Here is an 18,937-nt window from a genome sequence, read left to right as displayed (position 1 = left end):
GCCTGAGCTTGGGGCAGTCCGACTGTAAGGAGGTATCTGCCACTAACGCAGTGAAAGGTTAGTTTTTTTGACATTGAATACTCCTTATTCATAAAGTTTCTTGTGACTTAGGATACAAAAAGAACCGTGTCTCTGCTCCTAAGTCCTTTGACCTAGGGGCGTCAGAAACGCGGTTCCACCCTAATTTATTACTTCATTTTATTTTACTTTACTCAGCTTTTTACTGAGAGAAAGCGCCACTTGCTTACTTTGCTCTACTTGGCTCTCACTATCCCAAGCTCGCTAGAAAAACGCCGTAAGCCCTTCTTTCTTGACTAGTATTATAGCAGATTTTTAGTGACTTGTAAATTAAAATCCGCATGAAACAATCGTTTCATACGGATTTTAGGCTAACAAACAATGTTGTTTTTCTTATGGACGTCTTGCAGCTTTTGGTTTTTTACCATGAAGTTTTTTCTTGGCATTCTTCAAGGCTGTCAAAGCATCTTTCACATCTTGTTGGCTTGCTCCTGGATTTGAAAGGATAGTTTGTGCATCCTTGAAGGCTGCTAGGTAAGCTTCTTTTTCTTCATTTCCAGCATAGATAAATTTAGCATTCTTTTCTTGGAACTTCAATTCTTCCTTGATGTATTTTTCAAGGCTTGAAAAATCAGTTGCTTTCCCGTTTAATTTTCCTTCCGCACGGCTAAGCTCAGCAAGTGCTTGATTGATTTGTTCTTGTTTCACAGTTGGATCAACTGCAAGCAAGGCAACTGTTTGGAAAGCACGATCGTAGTCGCGACGTACTTTTTCTTTGGCATTGGCATAACGACCAGTTTTAGTCGTAGCATCGTAAGCCTGCATGGCTTCTTTCAAGGCCGCAACGTTTGAATCTTTCCCATCCAAAGCTTGGCTGGCAGCTTCAAGACTAGCTAGAGCTTGGTTGACTTGCTCTTGACTAACCTTGTTGGTCAAGGCTGCTTGGGCAGCTTGCAAGGCTTGATCATAGGCTTCCTTCTTATCCGCACTGGCATTGAAGTATTGCGCTGTCTTTGTAACATCTGCTTGGTTGTTCAAAGCAGCTAAGAGATCCACTTTTGAGATCACTCCAATACGATAATTGTTGTTGCGCCCTGCGACAACTGAGATCACTGGTGCTTCCTCAGCTAATTCATAGCCTGTAGGAAGAGTTGCAACCAAGGTATATTGACCAGTTGCTACCGATTTACCAAAGCTATTTTTACCATATTTTTCAGCAGGCAAGACAAAGTTTTCACCATCTGCCCCTTTTAATACGATCGTAGCTGCTTTTGAAACCGGTTGATCAAAGCTGATGCTAACTGGTGCATATTCTAAAGTATTGGCAAGGAAAGCGATCGTTTGGAAACTATTATCCTCTGTCAAATCAAATTCTTGTGTCAAGCTGCTGACAAATTTCACTTCTGTACGATCATACGTAAAGATTTCTGCAGTATAATGACCAAAGTTCAAGAAGTTAATATCTTTTGTCTTATCAACTGATACGTATTGGCCATTGCTATCTTTGATTCGGTAAACATACATAGTATCCAAATCTTTGTTCGTTTTAGCGTCACGAACTGCAATTTGAACCCGACCACTATTTTGATCCCGAACTAAATCAGCTAGTGAAACATAATCTACGTTACCCGCAAAGTCTTCTACATAGTAGTAGATATTCTTCTTATCGATGTTTTCAGGAAGATCGAAGCTACCATCTGCATTGGCCTTGATCACATGGTAATTTTCAAGCGCACGTGTACCATTCTTATCTTCACTGGTTTGGACCATTGTCCCCTGATCATCGAATGGAGTCACGTAGACGAGTTTTTCAGTTAAGATACCACCTTCACCAACATCTTTGGCTTTACGTGCTACAAACTGTTGTGCTCCGTCTTTAAAGCGAATATAGCCAGATGTGATCACTGGTTTTTGAGTATCGACTTGAACCTTGAAGGTTGTTGATTGCTCCTCGGCTCCAGGAACCATTGGTGTGTAACGAATGACATAATCATATAGACCATCTGCTACTGCTTTCCCATTTGCATCGGTACCATTCCAAGCAGTATTATCTAACGTGTAGCTACGTGGGTTCTTTTGATCACCGTTGAAGAAGTTCTTACGATGGTCAGATGGAGTTCCTTCCCACAGTGGATTTTTATGTTCCGTATCACTTGCTGCGTAGACGGTTGCACGAAGATTTTCAATATTCCGAAGAGCAACTGTCTTGTATTCGACCAGGTCTTTATTTCCATCTTCATTTGGTGAAATGGCAATGCGAACATTTCCATTCTCATCTAGTTGAAGAGAGTGAGTTCCTTCTGCATTTTCTTCAATACCAAGGACTGTAATGCGACGTCCATCTCGTTTTCCTTGTGTGAGGAGAAGGTCATTTTGAAGGGTGACGAGGGCAGAAACATTGGCACTAGAGGAGATATTCAAATCTTTTGGAACATGATAGTAGAAGCCATCTTTTCCTTCGCGAACCAAATCATAGATTGGTTTTTCAACAGCTGGAAGGTTTTGGAATTCTCCCTTGAATCCCATAAACGGCAAGCTGACCACATCCCCATCATCTGCCGGATCTACAAAGCGAACAAATCCTTCAAGGAAATAGCCGTTCGGCATTTCTTTGCTCAACTCTTCTGTGAATTTACTTGTATCGACTTTCACCGTAACCGTTTCAGAGCTATGTGCTTTCACGGTTACTTCAGGCCAAGCTGTTTCAGTCAATTTACGTGGACGGAGGGTAAATTTACCATCCTTCACTTCATCTGTGTCAGTATTCACCAACATTTTCAAGGTACGATCGGTATCTGAAATATTGTGAACCGTCACATCAAAGGTAAAGCTATCTCCAACATTTCCAAGAGTAACGCTTGGATAGTTGTTTTCACCAGTCACATACAAGTCTGTTGAAACGGCTGCAGCTGTGTCTACAACCCCTGCTCCTTGTTGACGTGGAGAAGTATAAACACCGGTTTCTTTATTAACATGTGGTTTAGCCGTAGACATAATCAAGGCTTTGACAGTTTCAGAAACTTGTTCTGGAGTCAATTCTGGGTGGTTCTTCACAAGGTATTCTTTGACCAAAGCTGCCACACCTGCTACATGAGGAGAGGCCATACTTGTACCACTCATATCTCCGTAGGTATTATCATTCAAAGAAGAAAAGATATTTCCACCAGGTGCTGTGACATCTGGTTTCAACTGACCATCTGTTGTTACTCCCCAACTTGAGAAATCAGACAATTGATCTGCCTCTGGAGATGGACGGTTGGCCATAGTATTGTTAAAGACAATTTTGTAGGAACCTGCCTTAAGAGCTTCCCCATAACGTTTTGAAATAAAGACAGATGGGATCTTTTTCGCATCTCCTTCAATTGCCATTCCAAGGTTCGATCCTTCCACATTATTGTAGACCAAAGCTCCTGCTGCACCATGATGGAAGGCATTGGCAATCTTTTCTGAGAATGGAATTTCCCCGCGTTGGATTAAGGCTAATTTACCGGTAAGATCCAGATCTTTGAAATCATCTTCTTTTCCAAGACCAACTGACACATATTCGTACTCTTTGCCTTTTTCAAAATCAGCGTCTGCAGCAGATTTACTGTAATCAAACTTACCGTTATCCGCTTCCGCATTGCCTTCAAGGCCTTTGACTTCAAACACTTCTGTCGTAATAACATTATTATTGATAGAAGCAACAGAGATGGAGTCCTCTACTGTTGAAGGATTTCCGACCAAACCATAATCTGGATTTTCAGCAGAAGGTCTTGAGTAACCATTTCCAAAGCTATTGCTATTTCCTGCAGAAATTAAGACAGATACGCCTTTAGCGCGCGCCCGTTTAATGGCATCCACAATATCTGAATCCGCATTGACCGTAGAACCAGTCGTAGAACCAAGACTCATGTTGATAGTATCTGCACCAAGAGCTACAGCATCATCAATTGCTTTTACATAAAGAGCAGATCCCGTTGTTTTTTGGCGATCTGAGAAGACACGCATAAACATAACTTGCGCTTCTGGTGCTACACCATAGATCTTTTCTCCGTTTCCTGCTGCTTTATCAGGATTCCCTGTTGCAATCCCTGTAACGTGCATCCCATGAGAATCTCTTTCGGCCTCTTTGATATTGTCGGTACCATCAAAGTAGTCATAGGCATAGACAACCTTGTCGTTGTACCATTTACCATAATCAATTCCTGCTGCTTTCTTAGCAGCTTCTATTTCTCCTTGGTTTTTAAACTTAGCTTTTGAAGGATCGGTAATCCGAAGAACCTCGTGGTTCACATCCAAACCAGAGTCGATGACGGCGACAACCATCCCTTCCCCTTTATAACCTTGCTTCCAGGTTTGGGGAACAGTAATAATTTCGTCACTTTCGATGCTTTGAGGTTTTTCAGCTGCCTCATGGCGATTCGTTGTTTCTGAACTTGTCGCAGTAGCCACTGCTGTTGCTTTTTCTACAGGTTTTTCCGCTACTTCCGGTTTTGTTTCTGGAACAGTAGCTGCCTCTTTCGGAGCTTCTGTTTTTTCAACAAGAGCTGCTTCTGTTGCATTCGTTGTCTTTGCAGCAACTGTTGCTTCTTTTGCAACTTCTACTTTCTCACTAGCAACTGCTGTACTTGCTTCTGTTGCTTGTGAATGCTCTTCTTCAGCAGGTGCCTGTTGAGTAGTGGCTACAAGCTGTGTTCCAGCACTCGTTTGGCTGGCCGCTTGTTCTTCAGCACTCGCTTGTGCAGATCCAAATACCAAAACAGCCCCTAATAAAACTGAGGCTACACCAAATTTGTATTTTCTTAATGAAAAACGTTCTTGTCTATTCATAGAAACTCCCCTTTTATTTTAATAGCAACTATTATAACGCAAAATTATCTGAAAATTCATTCAAAAAACAAATTGTAACACAAATGTAACATTCACGAATGTTACTAACTATTAATTTATTTTCGTTCGGAAAAATGTAAATTAGTATGGGAAGGTATTATAGAACATCTGTTTTTATTAGAGTTTTAAAATTATTTAATCATTGAAAGGATTTTAAAAACCGAGAACGAAACTGTCCTCGGTTTTCATTAATGAATAGATATTCTTTCTTAAAAATCTTTGGTGTCTGGATCTGGTGCACCTGCTTCAACCGGAAGATGGCGAAGGAGTTCCATATCATCTGCCGTCAATTCAAAATCAAAGCAATTTAAATTACTCGCAATCCGCTCAGGCGTAACCGATTTTGGCAGTGGAAGGAAACCTTCTTGCAAACTCCAAGCCAAGGCTAGTTGAGCGACCGTCTTTCCATATTTAGTAGCCATTTCTTTTACTTGTTCATTTTGGAACAATTCTCCTTGGCCAAAAGGTCCCCAAGCCTCTAGTAAAATGCCATGCTTACGACTCGCTGCAATGGCTTCGCTTTGGTAAACCCCAGGTGCTAGACGAATTTGGTTCACAGACGGAATGACCCGAGCTGTTTCAAGGAGGGCCTCCAAATGATGAGGCAGAAAATTGCTAATACCAATAGCTCGAACCTTGCCAGCAGCTAGCATATCTTCCATTGCCCGCCAAACCTCAGCATTTCGTTGTTTCCAAGCATCATTTTCTCGAAGAGGTTTTGGATTTGGCCAATGAATCAAATAAAGATCTACATAGTCCAAGCCTAGTTTCTCAAGAGACTCTTCCAAAGCAGCTTGAGCGTCTTCATAGGTGTGATGAGTATTCCAAAGTTTGGTGGTAATAAACAGGTCTTCGCGCGCAAGACCACTGTCTTTAATGGCCCGACCCACACTCTCTTCATTCTGATAAATCGCAGCTGTATCGATATGGCGGTAACCTGCTTTTAAAGCAGCTAAGACAGCTTGATAGGCTTCTTCTCCATCTGCTGCTTTCCAGGTTCCAAATCCTAATACAGGAATCTCCACCTCATTATTTAAACGATAATTGTTCATTTTTTCTTTCCTTTCTTCGATTTCGGTTTCTTAGGCCCTCGAAGCTTGAGCTCTGGCTTAAAAATATTCTTCTTGGTTGGCTCCATCTTCTTGCTATAAAAACTATAGAGTAAAAATGCCCCACCAACAATCACAATAAAGATATTTTTTCTTACAATCCCATAGAGCAAGAAAAAAATTCCCATCAATAAAAAACGTATATCAATTGCCTTCATAAGCTACCTCACATTTCAATTCCCATTATAGCATGAAAAGACAGCATTCACAAAATTGCACTACCATCGGTAAACAAAAACCTCTCTAAGTATGACTTAGAGAGGAAGTATTCTATCTTCGATTCTTGAATCTAATTGGTAGCTTGGTAACGTTTGACCCCATCGAGATAGGTCGCAACCAGATCCAAATTTTGATCAAGCACGATGAAGTCCGCGTCATATCCTTCTCGAATTTGACCACAAACATCATCAATATGGACTGATTTTGCCGGATTGAGGCTGGCCATCATCACTGCTTCGTGAGGGTTAGCAATCCCCCACTCTACAACATTTTTTAATCCATCTTTCAATTTCAAGATTGAGCCAGCTAGATTACCAGTTGATTTCAAGCGAGCCGTCCCTTCAGCGACCACAACCGGGAATTCCCCAAGCATGTAGTCCCCGTCTTCTAAGCCCCCAGCTGTCATACAGTCCGTAATCAAGGCAACATTTTCTTTTCCTTTTTGTTTCATCAGGATATCACACGCTAGTGGATCCACGTGATGGCCATCACAGATCAACTCTGCTGTAGTATGAGGCAACTCATACATGGCACCAACCATACCGAGTTCACGGTGCGTCAAACCACGCATACCATTGTAGGCATGCACCCAGACACTCGCACCTGCATCAACCGCTTTTTTAGCTTCTTCAAAAGTAGCATTAGAGTGTCCCAGAGCGACAGTCACCCCTTCTCCTGTAATGGTCCGAACAAATTCTTCTACCCCTTCACGCTCGGGAGCAAGGGCAATCTTATTCAACAGACCATTGGCAGCTTTTTGCCAAGCCCGGAATTCTTCCATACTTGGATCCTTCATATAAGATGGGTTTTGAGCTCCCTTGTATTTTTCTGTAAAATAAGGTCCTTCAAAATAAATCCCGCGAATCTTAGCTCCTGTTGCTTCTTTGTATCGTGCACCGATATTTTCAGTTACTGCCAAAAGTTGTTCGTAAGAGGAAGTAAGGGTCGTAGGCAAAAAGCTCGTAACCCCTGTACTCAAGAGCCCTTCACTCATGGTATGGAGAGTGCCTTCGATATTATTATCCATCACATCTACCCCACCAAATCCGTGAATATGGGTATCTACGAGGCCAGGCGCAATGCTGTAACCAGAATAATCCAGCACATCCGCACCTTCTGGTAAGCTTTCCACATGTTTTCCAAACTTGCCATCAACAAGCTCCAAATAGCCTCCGCGGCGAACCCCATGTGGATAATAAAATTGATCTGCTTTAATATATGTAGACATAAAATCGTCCTTTCCATTGTAGGAACTGTGTTCCATTTATATTCATACATATTATAACGCTTTCACTTCCATTTGTAAATGGTCTAGACCTATTTTTGAATAGAATCCAACAAAAAACAGAGTAAGCTTCCTACTTACTCTGTTTGACGTTCCTTAAATTTGCTCGATTTGTACTTTTTCAGCGAGATTCATGGCATGGTCTGCAACACGTGTATAGTGAGAAATGATATCAATAAAGTTTACTCCGGCTTGAGGTGTACATTCGCCTTGGTTCAAACGACGAATATGGGTTTTCCGAAGTCTTTTCTCCAACTTTTCAATTGCCTCGTGACGTGCTACCAATTGGTTTGCAAGACTCACATCATTGTTCTCAACAGATTTTAAGGCATCCTCTACAAATTGATGGGTTTGGTTGTAAATATCTTCCAATTCAGCCAAGGCCGCTTCTGAAAAGACCACTTTCTTACGAATTAAATAATCGGTCAGATTGATCAAGGCTTCCGCGTGATCTCCAATCCGCTCCAAATCCCGTGAAGAATCCAAGATATTGGTGAGAACTTCACTTTCTCTCGGACTCAAGGCTTCACTTGACAAACGAATCAGGTAGCGAGTCAAATCATCATCAATGGTATTGATGGCTTCTTCTGTCTTATGACCCTTTTCAGCTGTTTTTTCATTTTGATGAACAATATAATCATAAGAGAGATTAAAAGCTTTGTCTGCATATCCACCTAAATGAAGCAACTCTTTTTTCGCATTTCCAAGAGCAATCGAAGGCGCTTGGGTGATCAAGTTTTCATCCAAGTAGAGCGGTTCATATTTGACAACCTCATCCTCACCAGGAATCAGCTTGGTCACAAAGTATGCCAAAGCTCCAATGAATGGGAACTGGATGATGGTATTGGTTATATTAAAGGTTCCGTGAGCAAAGGCTATGGTCATTTCTGGGGATAAATGAAGAGTCGTTTCAAACCATTGAATCAAAGAGGTAAACGGAACAAGGAAGACAAGACAGATAATGGTTCCGATAACATTAAAGGCTACATGGGCACCTGCCACACGTTTGGCCGCAATATTAGCTCCCAAGGAAGCAATGATAGCTGTAATGGTCGTTCCGATATTATCACCAAAGAGAACTGGGAGGGCTCCTTTCAGGTCAATCAAATGACTAGCATAGAGATTTTGCAAGATACCAATGGTTGCAGAAGAGGCCTGAATCAAAAGTGTTAAGCCTGATCCAACAAAGACACCCAAGATAGGACTTTTACTTAACTGCACCATATAGTCACGAAAGACTTGCAAATCTTTAAGAGGTTCCATAGCCCCACTCATCAAGTTGAGGGCAAAGAAGATACCACCGACACCAAAAACGATTCGTCCAACATTATTAACCAAACGATTTTTGGTAAAGAAGAGACAAACCGCTCCGATAAAGAGCATGGGAAGAGCGTAGTCTCCTAATTTAAAACCAATGATAAAGGAGGTAATAGTCGTTCCAATATTGGCCCCCATAACAATACCAATAGCTTGACGGAGGGTTAGAAGTCCTGCACTCACCAGACCGACCGTAATCACTGTAACCCCTGAACTCGACTGAATCAAGGCAGTCATCCCAATCCCTACTAGAACCCCTAGAAAGGGATTACTCGTATATTTATCAATATAGTATCGAAGTCGATCTCCTGCAGCCTGTTGCAAGCCTTCTCCCATGGTTTTAATACTATAGAGAAAGAGCCCCAGGCCTCCCAAAAAGTTAAATACAATTTCCTGCCAGTTAATCGACATGTTCATTCCTCCAAATTTGAGATCAGAAATAAAACTCCTCTCCTATTGTAAAGGATAATTTCCAATCACACAAGAGATTTCTGTAAATTTCTATTATTTTTTGAAACCGTTTTTCCTTCTGTTTTATTTTCCTCGTTTTAAGAGCCAAAAAAAGAGGGTGGAAAATTTCCAACCCGAGACTGTAGACAAACTATTCTTTTTTATAAATCTAATAAATTCTATAAAAAGAAATGTTACTCGTTAGAGTGATTCAATCATCTACTGAAACTTTTCGTCGTGAGAAAAGTACCTGAAACTTAATAGTTTCAGGTACTCGGAATTATTGAGACCTTAGGCTCAATAATTAGTCATGGAACTTCGAAGAAGTTCGCTGACGTCCGTACTCACCTAAGGAAAGTTTCTAAGAAGACTTTGTCTTTCAATCTGGGCGTGGAAAATTTCCAAGCTCTCTAGTCTTTGTTCAAATTGCGTAACATCTCATCGATCTTGTTACCGTATTCGATAGACTCGTCTTTGACAAAAGTAAGATCCGGAATCTTGTACAGTTTCAAATTCCGACCTAATTCACGCTTGATGGTTCCTGTTGCTTTTTCAAGGCCTGTCTGAGCCTTTTGATTGTCTGAAGCCAAATCACTCATAATTGAATAATACACTTTGGCCATAGACAAATCACCTAGCATTTGAACATCCGTAATAGTAACGCCTTGAACACGCGGGTCACGGACTTTCTTTTGTAAAATCTCATTGACTTCACGCTTGATTTCCATCCCTACTCGATCTGTCCGAAAATGACTTGCCATAGGAACTCCTTTCTGCTTTGTGTTTAAAAACTAGGAAATCAGAGAAAATTCCTCTTTTTTCCTAGTCAGCCTCTTATTTTTTAATTTCTTCCATGATGTAGGCTTCAATGGTATCGTCTGTCTTGATATCATTGTAGCCTTCAATCATCAATCCACCTTCACGACCATTTGTCACTTCTTTGACATCATCTTTGAAGTGTTTCAAGCTTGCAAGAGCACCGTCATATATCACGACACCGTCACGAATGACACGAACCTTGGAATCACGAGTGACCTTACCACTGAGGACCATAAATCCACCGATGGTACCCACTTTAGAGACCTTAAAGGTTTCACGAATAACTGCTTCCCCGATGACTTTCTCTTCGAACTCAGGATCCAACATACCCTTCATGGCATCTTCCATTTCTTCAATCACTTTGTAGATAATTGAGTGAAGACGGATTTCTACCTCATCAGCTTCAGCTTGTTGACGTGCTTGTGGCGTAGGGCGGACGTTAAATCCGATGATGAAGGCATTTGAAGCTTCTGCAAGGGTCACGTCTGATTCGTTGATGGCACCAACTGCTGAGTGAACGATGGTCACTTTCACACCTTCTACTTCAATCTTTTGAAGGGAAGCAGCAAGGGCTTCAACCGAACCTTGTACATCGGCTTTAATGATGACATTAACAGATTTCACTTCCCCAGCCTTCAAGGTATCAAAGAGATTTTCAAGGCTGACGCGGTTGGTTGCTTGACGTTGTTTCATCAGCGCACGTTTGGCACGTTCTTCACCCGCTGCACGCGCAGATTTTTCATCTTCATAAACCGCAAAGTGGTCACCCGCCATTGGCGCTTCGTTCAAACCAGTGATAGAAACTGGAGTAGATGGTCCAGCTACTTTCACACGACGGCCAAGGTCATTGGTCATGGCACGGACACGTCCAAAGGTATTTCCGACAACGATTGGGTCTTGGACATTCAAGGTACCTTGTTGAACAAGGAGGGTTGCCACCGCACCTTTTCCTTTATCCAAACGGGCTTCGATAACGGTACCGATCGCACGAACAGTTGGGTCTGCCTTGAGTTCTTGGATCTCAGCCACAAGAAGGACTGTTTCCAACAACTCATCGATGTTTTGGTTAAACTTAGCTGAGATTTCTACAAACTCAGAATCGCCACCCCAGGCAGTTGACATAACCCCATGCTCTGCCAATTCACCGATCACACGCTCTGGATTAGCGCCTGGTTTATCAATCTTGTTAATGGCCACAATGATTGGAACATTGGCAGCTTTTGAGTGGTTGATGGCTTCGATTGTTTGAGGCATCACCCCGTCATCTGCCGCTACGACCAAGATGGTAATATCGGTAACAGATGCACCACGTGCCCGCATAGAGGTAAAGGCCGCGTGTCCAGGTGTATCCAAGAAGGTAATTTTCTTGCCATTTTCCACGATTTGGTAGGCACCGATGTGCTGAGTGATTCCTCCCGCTTCACCTGTTGCTACACGTGAATTACGAAGGGTATCCAAAAGGGTAGTCTTCCCGTGGTCAACGTGTCCCATGATGGTGACAACTGGTGGACGTTCTACTAACTCATCTTCGTTGAGATAACCATCTTCCACGAAGAAACGTTCAATATCGGCATTGTCCACTTCAACCTTTTTCTTGGCTTCAATTCCATAATCCACCATCAAGAGTTCAATCGTATCTCCATCCAGCGATTGATTTTGAGTCGCCATGACTCCCATCATAAAGAGTTTCTTGACGATTTCAGCCGGTTCACGCTTGATGCGTTTTGCGATTTCGGCAACCGTCATTCCATCCGTATACTCAAATTCACTTGGTAATTCATGGAATTTACGCTCTGTTACTGGTTTTGGAGCATCATTACGGTTGTTCTTTCCTTTTTTATTTTTCTTATTGTTATTCCAGTTACTATTTCTCTGATTTCTCACTTGATTTTGACTATTTCGATTCCTTTGTTGTTTTCTTGGACCATCTTCTTCACGATCAAAATCATCGCGTTTCTTATCTGGTCGCGCTTGTTTCTTCCGACGTGTATCGACTTGAGCTGGAGCAGCAGCAACAGCTGGTTTTGTATGGTTCTCAACAGCTGGCTCCTGTACAGGTGCTTTCACTTCTGGTGCTTCTACCCGTTTCCGGCGCTGTTGACGTTCTTGTTCTGCTTTTGCAGCTTGTTGTTTGTAGCGATCTTCACTTCCACGTGCGTACTCAGCATTTTGTTCAGCTTTCAGTGCTGCTGCACGCGCTTTGAAATCAACTTTTGGTGCCACTTGGGGCTGTGCACCACGTCTTTGATCTGGTCGGTTATTGCGACGCTCAGAACCTTGATTTCGTTGTTCATTTCTCTCTTGTGGTCGTTGATTTCGGTTGTCACCATGACGCTGATTATCTTTGCGATCACGTTTTGGACGATTGTCTTGTTGTTTCCTACGTTCAGCCTGTTCTTTTGCACGCGCTTCTCGTTCCGCTTTAAAGTTACGACTCTTTGGTTTAGCAGCTGGCGTTACTGATTTTGTCTCAGTTGCTCCTTCTTTTTTGACAGGCGCTGCTTCTTTTTTCTCTGCGACAGCCGTTGTCTTGGCAGCCACTTCTGCTACTTTCTTTTCGACTGTTTCTTTTTTCGCTGCAAAGCTCTTGATCAACTTTTCAGCAACATCAGTATCGACACTAGATGCATGACTCTTGACGTCAAAACCTAATTCTTTCGCACGAGTGACGACTTCTTTACTTTCCTTGCCCAATTCTTTGGCAATTTCGTATAATCTTTTCTTAGACAATTGCTGTCCTCCTCTTCTATTCCATAAGAGACCTCATTTTCTTTGAAAATCCAGCATCTACAACAGCGACGACCTTACGAGAACGTCCAATTGCAGTGCTTAATTCTAGTGTTGAAAACACGGTAGATACTTGAACCTCATAATAGTGACCCTTATCTGTCACCTTTTTTGTCAGGTTACTAGCTGCATCATTTGCCAGAAAAACTAATTTTGCTTTTTCTTCCTGGATTGCTTTGATCACGAGTTCTTCTCCAGAAATGAGTTTTCCTGCTCTTTGCGCCAAACCCAACAAATTACTTATCTTTTGCTTATTCAAGGCCTAACTCTCTTCTCTTCACCTTATGATCTACATAAGCGATCAATTCATCATAGAAAGCTTCTTCCACTTCCATATTAAAGCTACGATTAAAAACTTTCTTTTTCTTAGCAAGTGCCGCTTCTTCATTGTCTAGCTTGATGTAAGCACCTCGACCATTGGCTTTGCCAGTTGGATCGATAAAGACTTGTCCTTCTTTATTTTTGACAATGCGGAGCAAATCGCGCTTATCAATAATTTCATTTGAAACGACAGATTTTCTTAAAGGGATTTTTCTTGTTTTTACCATTTTCCCTCCCTCTCTTAATCGACTTGCTCTTCGTCACTTTCTACTTGGTCTTCAAAAGTTTCCTGAGCTGCTTCCATTTCTTCGAACTCACTAGCAGATTTGATATCGATGCGGTAACCAGTCAAATGAGCTGCTAAACGAACGTTTTGACCACGACGACCAATGGCAAGAGATAATTTGTTGTCTGGGACCACAACGAGAGCATGTTTGCTATCTTCATCATCAAAAATAACTTGGTCCACTTCTGCAGGAGCGATCGCATTGTAGATAAATTCAGCTGGATCTGGAACCCATTCGATGACATCGATATTTTCTTCTGTCGGAACCATACGGTCTAATTTTTGATCGTATCGAGCTGGGTGGAACTTGCTGGTAATCTTTTTAATATTCGATCCACCACGACCAACGATAGTCCCAATCGCATCTACGTTTGGGTTATGGCTACGAACCGCAACTTTTGTACGATCTCCAGCTTCACGCGCTACACTCATAATCTCAACAGTTCCATCATAGACTTCAGGAATTTCCTGTTCCATCAAACGTTTGATCATTTCAGGGTGGCTTCGACTAACAAAGACATTGACACCACGTGGATTATCTTCTACCTTGTAGACAAATACTTCAATTCGATCATGAGATTGGAACACTTCTCCTGGAATTTGGTCTTGCTTAGACAATTGTGCTTCGATTGAACCAAGATTGACATAGATAAATCGATTGTCAAAGCGCTCCACCGTTCCACTCATGATTTCATTTTCATGTTCTTTATAAGTATTATAGGTTATGGTGCGCGTTTGCTTCCGCATTTTTTCCATGATGGTTTGTTTGGCAGATTGAGCTGCTACACGACCAAATTCAGCTGGTGCTTCTTCAAATTTGATCTTGTCACCCAACTCATAAGCAGAGCTAATGGCTAAGGCATCCTTCAAGCTGATTTCTAAACGGCTATCAAAGACTTCATCCACCACTTCACGAACCGTATAAACACGGAAATCTCCAGTTTTTTCATTGAATTCAATCGCTGCACTTTCTGATTGTCCATAACGACGGCGATAGGCTGAACGCAATGATTCTGTGACTGCTTCGATGATATCTTCTTTTTTGATCCCTTTGTCTTCTTCCAAAATGCGGAAGGCTTCTAGCATTTCTTTACTCATGTTTTTCTTGCCTCTACTATAAAGGCATCCTTTCTTTCATTCTGTTACAATTTTACAGCCAACCTTGCTTTGGACACAAGGTTATAAGGAATTTCTACAGTTTTCTTTCGTGTTTTATCCATATACTCAATGGTCAAAACATCCTCTTCAAAACCTACCAAGTTCCCCTCAAAGACCTTTTGCTTTTCAACAGCCTTATACAAGCTGATATTGACATACTTGCCAACAGCTCCCTCGAGTGCTTCCTTGGTTTTCAAAGGTCTCTCCAAGCCAGGACTGGTAACTTCTAAAAAGTACTGTTCTGGAAATGGATCTGGTTTGATTTGATCCAATAGCGGGCTAATGATTTCTGTCAAATCCGCTGTATCATTCAGTGTGATCCCTTCTGGTTTGTCTACGAAAATGCTTAAGACGTAGTCACCACCCATTTTGCCATATTCAACATCGACCAATTCAAATGGTTCCTGGATGGCAGGCTGAATCACTTCTGTTACTAAATCAACAATCGTTGCGATGGTTGCCACCTCCTCATAGATAAGAGGCGAAGATATTTCCCCGCCTCTCCTTTTCTATTCATTTAAAGTATTATAACACGATTCCCCAATGATTGCAAGGAATATGCTAAAACTGTGCTTCTACACGGTAAATGACCTGGCCTTTACTTGAGAACTTTTTCTCATATTCCGTCATGACATTCCCCTCAAAATCACTATCATGAAGATCTAGCCAGACTCCCTTCAAAGTCATACCATACTGTGAAAAGCTCACCAAACTGTATTCAAACAGACCTCGATTATCTGTTTTAAAGTGAATCTCCCCATGTTCTGGAAGAATTTGCTTGAAGGTATCCAGGAAGGTCTTGTAAGTCAAGCGACGCTTCTCATGACGTTTCTTAGGCCAAGGATCTGAAAAATTCAGATAGAGTTGATCAATTTCCCCATCTTCAAAATAGTTGGTCAAGCTATCTCCGTCTACCCAAAGCAATTTAATGTTAGGAACATCAGCTTCTAAGACCTTATCTAAAGCATAACTCAAGACCGATTTTTGAATATCAATTCCGATGTAGTTGATCTCTGGATTGGCCTTGGCCATCCCAGTAATAAAGGCCCCTTTCCCGCTGCCCACTTCGATATGAATAGGATGGTCATTCCCAAAAATTTCATGCCACTTTCCCTTGGCATCTTCTGGATTTAGGACCACATATTGCGGATTCGCTTCTAATAATTCAGTCGCTCCCTTGCGATTTCTAACTCTCATATTTCCTTTCCATATTTCAACCGGAAATTGCGCAGAGCATAGATCTCGCGATTGACATTTTCTAAATCATTATTTTCATAGTATTTAGCAATTTGGCACAAGAAAGAGTATTGACCAAACCAATAGAGTTTATCAAATACTTTTTGATTGTACTTGTAGCCATAATAGCCTAACCAATCGCGCCAATTAGAATCTGGGATATAGTGACTCAAGATATGCGCCACATCCAACATCCGGTCTGTCAAACGAACAGAGTCCCAATCGACTAGATAAATCAAGCCGCTCTCTGTCTCAATCCAGTTACTATGACGAACATCTCCGTGGACGATCGTCGCATAATCCTCCCGAAAGGCAGGCACTGTCTTACGTAAATTCTTTACGACTGATTGGATATAGTGGTTCTGACGTAGGGCAATTGGCAACCGGTTACTCCAAGAATTGAGCAATTCTAATGGAGATTCCACAGGATAGCCAAGTTTTTTTAATTGAGTCATCAAAGGTCTAGAACGGTGCAATCTCGTTAAAATATTGACGACTTGTTTTTTCGACATCCCATTTGGCGTGAGAATTTCCCCATTCAACCATTCTTGGGCACTCATCACATTTCCATCTGGCAAGCGTCGACTCCATAACAATTGAGGAGCAATCTGTTCTTTTGCTAGACCCGCAAGGATTGGGGTCGTATTCATTTTTACAAAAACGCGCCCACCATCTGGGTAGGTCCCCATGTAGGCCTTCCCACTCTTCCCAGGAATTGGGGTGAGGCTTAGCTCTTTTTCATTCGAGTCCATCTTTTCCTCCGTAAAAAGTTTCCAATCTATTTTACTAATTTTAACGACTTTCGTCAACCAAGCGCGCCATCTTAAATGGAAGATAGAGTAGGATTAAAGCAACTGTATAAGCCAGTAGGCCTAACAACAGGACTTTATCTGAAATAAAGACCAGGCCAATTCCTCCTTCTATCACCGTTATCATCCCCATGACCAGCTGAATCGTTTTGTTCAACCCTGCCTTTTTACTGCCCTTTTTCATCGGGAAAAGGAGGGTCAAGGGTTGGTAATCAAAAGCACTGTAAAGCCCCAGTAATTGAAAAATAACCAAGTAATTGAGCAAGGCTACAAGGGCAATCACTACGAGAGGCTGGGGAATAAAGATGATAGCGAGAATGGAAAGAGCCAAGAGTCGTAGAGTCATAGAGAAAAGATCTCCATTCCGTAGGAAGGAGCGCATATATAAGTGCAGCCACGTATTGCCATGTGTTTTGGGAAGAAGCCCTAAGAAACCATCCAAGTACGCTCTTCTTTTGACACTGTTAGTAATACCTTTCACCGTTGTAAACAAGGCAAAGAAGCGAAGAATCAATTGTTTCCTTGCATTCTCACGAGCAATAGCCAAGGGCCAATTTAAATTTTCATCCTGGTAGAAACGCGCTTCCTTCCAGCTAAAAACAGCCCCTTTAGCCACCCCTAAGACAAGGATATAAGCTACAATAGCAAGTTTATCCAGCCCTGTTGCCAGAAGAAGAGGCACAAATAATAGAAGGACAAAACTTTGAATCAAAAACCAAAACACAAAAGACTTCTTGGCCTGCCCTTTGACATAACGTTTCACTTCCTCTTCCTTTACCAAAAGGAATAAAGCATCGGGCTTCTCTAAGTAGGTCGCAATGGAGCCTATCGGAACCAAGAGGAGCAAGCCAATCATGAGACTCCAGCGGATCAGGCTTGTATCTTTGGGTAGATCTTGCAAGAATTGGCTGTATTGAACCGCCAAAAATCCTATGAAAATCAGCATAAAGAGGACGAAATGATCATTGAGAACATAGCGGCTATATTTTACACATTGAGTTCGAAACGTTTCTTGCCGTTTTTTCATCAACTCTTTCATGCTGTTTCCTCTTCTGTCAAGGTCATGTAGATATCATTTAGACTTGCTTTCTCATCCCCAAAAGTTGAGCGCAGCTCGTCCAAGGTCCCTTTTGCTCGGATCTGACCCTTATGTAGGATCACAAAACCATCACACATCTTTTCAGCCGAATCCAGAACGTGGGTACTCATCAAAATCGATTTTCCTTTTGCTTTCTCATCGGCCAATAACTGAATCAAATCTGCAATCGCAACAGGATCCAATCCCAAAAAGGGTTCATCGACAATATAAAGACTTGGATCCACTGCATAGGCACAAATAATCATGACCTTTTGCTTCATCCCTTTTGAAAACTGGGTCGGGAACCAATCTAATTTTTCAGCCAAACGGAATCGTTCCAACAAAGGCTGGACGCGCACCATGACCTGATCCATGTCTAAATCATAGGCCATAGCTACGGTCTCGATATGCTCTCTCAGGGTTAATTCTTCATATAGGCTAGGGGTTTCTGGAATATAGCCGATTTTTTTACGATAGTCAGTTGGAGCTTCTTGAAGACTCAAGCCGTCAATCCGTACTTCCCCAGCATAAGGATGCAGGAGACCAATAATTTCATTAATCGTGGTTGACTTCCCAGCTCCATTTAGTCCAATCAAACCAATCAATTGGCCATCCGGAACTGAAAAACTCACCTCTTTCAGGACAGGGATGTTGACATAGCCCCCTGTCAACTTGTTGATTTCTAACATATTTTCTCCGATTTCTGGTATAATGTTCTTATATTATAACAAAATTTAGTCTAAATGAGGTGTATTTATGGTTGATGATTGTATTTTTTGTAAGATTATAGCTGGTGACATTCCTTCCTCCAAAGTCTATGAGGACGAGGAAGTCCTCGCATTTTTGGACATCTCTCAGGTTACACCAGGTCATACGTTAGTGGTTCCAAAAAAACACGCTCGCAACCTCCTAGAGATGGACGAAACCACCACAGCTCAACTATTTGCACGTGTTTCTAAAGTTGCTAAAAAAGTAGAAGCTGCTACCCAAGCTAAGGGAATGAATATCATCAGCAACATGGAAGAAGTTTCTGGACAAACCGTTTTTCACACACATGTCCACATTATCCCTCGCTATTCCGATCAAGATGAGCTTGGCATTTCATTTACTGAACACGAGCCTAATTTTGAACAACTAGCAGTTCTCGCAGAAACCATCAAAAACAGTTAAAAA

15 protein-coding genes and 2 pseudogenes are annotated in these 18,937 nt (G+C 41.8%); 1 reads left to right on the top strand and 16 read right to left on the bottom strand.

The annotated features are described in order from the left end of the window. Positions 1–411 precede the first annotated feature (411 nt). From I2F76_RS09670 to I2F76_RS09600, 16 genes and pseudogenes are all read right to left on the bottom strand, one after another. On the bottom strand, positions 412–4,830 hold the full coding sequence (locus I2F76_RS09670) for a S8 family serine peptidase (protein ID WP_195487748.1): 4,419 nt from the start codon (positions 4,828–4,830) through the stop codon (positions 412–414). A 269-nt stretch (positions 4,831–5,099) separates the two neighbouring features. Then, a complete protein-coding gene (locus I2F76_RS09665) occupies positions 5,100–5,942 on the bottom strand; it encodes an aldo/keto reductase (RefSeq protein WP_195487747.1) in 843 nt (280 codons plus the stop codon). Further along, positions 5,939–6,157, bottom strand: coding sequence for a hypothetical protein (locus I2F76_RS09660; protein WP_003018530.1), 219 nt, complete (start codon positions 6,155–6,157; stop codon positions 5,939–5,941). Before I2F76_RS09660 ends, I2F76_RS09665 begins: the two co-directional genes overlap by 4 nt. Before the next feature lie 131 nt (positions 6,158–6,288). After that, on the bottom strand, positions 6,289–7,446 hold the full coding sequence (gene nagA, locus I2F76_RS09655; RefSeq protein ID WP_042760248.1) for an N-acetylglucosamine-6-phosphate deacetylase: 1,158 nt from the start codon (positions 7,444–7,446) through the stop codon (positions 6,289–6,291). A 153-nt stretch (positions 7,447–7,599) separates the two neighbouring features. Then, positions 7,600–9,231, bottom strand: a complete 1,632-nt coding sequence (locus tag I2F76_RS09650) for a Na/Pi cotransporter family protein (protein ID WP_195487746.1) — start codon at positions 9,229–9,231, stop codon at positions 7,600–7,602. A gap of 449 nt (positions 9,232–9,680) precedes the next feature. Then, a complete protein-coding gene (gene rbfA, locus I2F76_RS09645; protein WP_003003976.1) occupies positions 9,681–10,031 on the bottom strand; it encodes a 30S ribosome-binding factor RbfA in 351 nt (116 codons plus the stop codon). Between the two features lie 73 nt (positions 10,032–10,104). Beyond that, positions 10,105–12,600 (bottom strand): annotated as a pseudogene (infB, locus tag I2F76_RS09640) (translation initiation factor IF-2); the annotation flags it as partial. A gap of 95 nt (positions 12,601–12,695) precedes the next feature. After that, positions 12,696–12,819: pseudogene (locus I2F76_RS10730) on the bottom strand (translation initiation factor IF-2 N-terminal domain-containing protein); the annotation flags it as partial. 16 nt (positions 12,820–12,835) lie between these two features. Then, a complete protein-coding gene (locus I2F76_RS09635) occupies positions 12,836–13,135 on the bottom strand; it encodes a YlxQ-related RNA-binding protein (protein ID WP_045760253.1) in 300 nt (99 codons plus the stop codon). Then, entirely contained in the window at positions 13,128–13,424 is a 297-nt protein-coding gene (rnpM, locus tag I2F76_RS09630) for an RNase P modulator RnpM (protein WP_003010401.1), read from the bottom strand. Before rnpM ends, I2F76_RS09635 begins: the two co-directional genes overlap by 8 nt. 14 nt (positions 13,425–13,438) lie before the next feature. Continuing rightward, positions 13,439–14,581 carry a transcription termination factor NusA gene (gene nusA / locus I2F76_RS09625; protein WP_031575236.1) on the bottom strand — a complete coding sequence of 381 codons (1,143 nt, stop codon included), beginning with the start codon at positions 14,579–14,581 and terminating at the stop codon, positions 13,439–13,441. A 44-nt stretch (positions 14,582–14,625) separates the two neighbouring features. Beyond that, positions 14,626–15,105, bottom strand: a complete 480-nt coding sequence (gene rimP, locus I2F76_RS09620) for a ribosome maturation factor RimP (RefSeq protein WP_023920253.1) — start codon at positions 15,103–15,105, stop codon at positions 14,626–14,628. Between the two features lie 97 nt (positions 15,106–15,202). Further along, positions 15,203–15,838, bottom strand: a complete 636-nt coding sequence (gene trmB / locus I2F76_RS09615; protein WP_003010406.1) for a tRNA (guanosine(46)-N7)-methyltransferase TrmB — start codon at positions 15,836–15,838, stop codon at positions 15,203–15,205. Then, a complete protein-coding gene (gene ccrZ / locus I2F76_RS09610) occupies positions 15,835–16,629 on the bottom strand; it encodes a cell cycle regulator CcrZ (protein WP_003003852.1) in 795 nt (264 codons plus the stop codon). The genes trmB and ccrZ overlap by 4 nt, the downstream gene beginning before the upstream one ends. Positions 16,630–16,669: 40 nt before the next feature. After that, positions 16,670–17,725: an ABC transporter permease gene (locus I2F76_RS09605; RefSeq protein ID WP_195327271.1), complete on the bottom strand. Its 1,056-nt coding sequence runs from the start codon at positions 17,723–17,725 to the stop codon at positions 16,670–16,672. Continuing rightward, positions 17,722–18,453 carry an ABC transporter ATP-binding protein gene (locus I2F76_RS09600; protein WP_024056396.1) on the bottom strand — a complete coding sequence of 244 codons (732 nt, stop codon included), beginning with the start codon at positions 18,451–18,453 and terminating at the stop codon, positions 17,722–17,724. Before I2F76_RS09600 ends, I2F76_RS09605 begins: the two co-directional genes overlap by 4 nt. A gap of 67 nt (positions 18,454–18,520) precedes the next feature. On the opposite strand from I2F76_RS09600, the gene I2F76_RS09595 reads away from it, so the two are divergent. After that, positions 18,521–18,934 (top strand): HIT family protein, encoded by a 414-nt coding sequence (locus I2F76_RS09595; protein WP_024056395.1) that lies wholly within the window; start codon positions 18,521–18,523, stop codon positions 18,932–18,934. Positions 18,935–18,937: the final 3 nt, after the last annotated feature.

This window comes from Streptococcus parasanguinis (assembly GCF_015557775.1).
Lineage (GTDB): Bacteria > Bacillota > Bacilli > Lactobacillales > Streptococcaceae > Streptococcus > Streptococcus parasanguinis_AA.
Note: the sequence above shows the minus strand (reverse complement) of the source record. Positions and strands in the feature narration are given on the sequence as shown.

Excerpts from the sequence above, each read along its gene's own strand:
- trmB (WP_003010406.1), bottom strand. The coding sequence starts at position 15,838 with ATGAGAGTTAGAAATCGCAAGGGAGCGACTGAATTATTAGAAGCGAAT.
- I2F76_RS09670 (WP_195487748.1), bottom strand. The coding sequence starts at position 4,830 with ATGAATAGACAAGAACGTTTTTCATTAAGAAAATACAAATTTGGTGTA.
- I2F76_RS09605 (WP_195327271.1), bottom strand. The coding sequence starts at position 17,725 with ATGAAAGAGTTGATGAAAAAACGGCAAGAAACGTTTCGAACTCAATGT.
- I2F76_RS09650 (WP_195487746.1), bottom strand. The coding sequence starts at position 9,231 with ATGTCGATTAACTGGCAGGAAATTGTATTTAACTTTTTGGGAGGCCTG.
- I2F76_RS09600 (WP_024056396.1), bottom strand. The coding sequence starts at position 18,453 with ATGTTAGAAATCAACAAGTTGACAGGGGGCTATGTCAACATCCCTGTC.
- nusA (WP_031575236.1), bottom strand. The coding sequence starts at position 14,581 with ATGAGTAAAGAAATGCTAGAAGCCTTCCGCATTTTGGAAGAAGACAAA.
- I2F76_RS09595 (WP_024056395.1), top strand. The coding sequence starts at position 18,521 with ATGGTTGATGATTGTATTTTTTGTAAGATTATAGCTGGTGACATTCCT.
- rnpM (WP_003010401.1), bottom strand. The coding sequence starts at position 13,424 with ATGGTAAAAACAAGAAAAATCCCTTTAAGAAAATCTGTCGTTTCAAAT.
- ccrZ (WP_003003852.1), bottom strand. The coding sequence starts at position 16,629 with ATGGACTCGAATGAAAAAGAGCTAAGCCTCACCCCAATTCCTGGGAAG.
- rbfA (WP_003003976.1), bottom strand. The coding sequence starts at position 10,031 with ATGGCAAGTCATTTTCGGACAGATCGAGTAGGGATGGAAATCAAGCGT.
- I2F76_RS09665 (WP_195487747.1), bottom strand. The coding sequence starts at position 5,942 with ATGAACAATTATCGTTTAAATAATGAGGTGGAGATTCCTGTATTAGGA.
- I2F76_RS09660 (WP_003018530.1), bottom strand. The coding sequence starts at position 6,157 with ATGAAGGCAATTGATATACGTTTTTTATTGATGGGAATTTTTTTCTTG.
- nagA (WP_042760248.1), bottom strand. The coding sequence starts at position 7,446 with ATGTCTACATATATTAAAGCAGATCAATTTTATTATCCACATGGGGTT.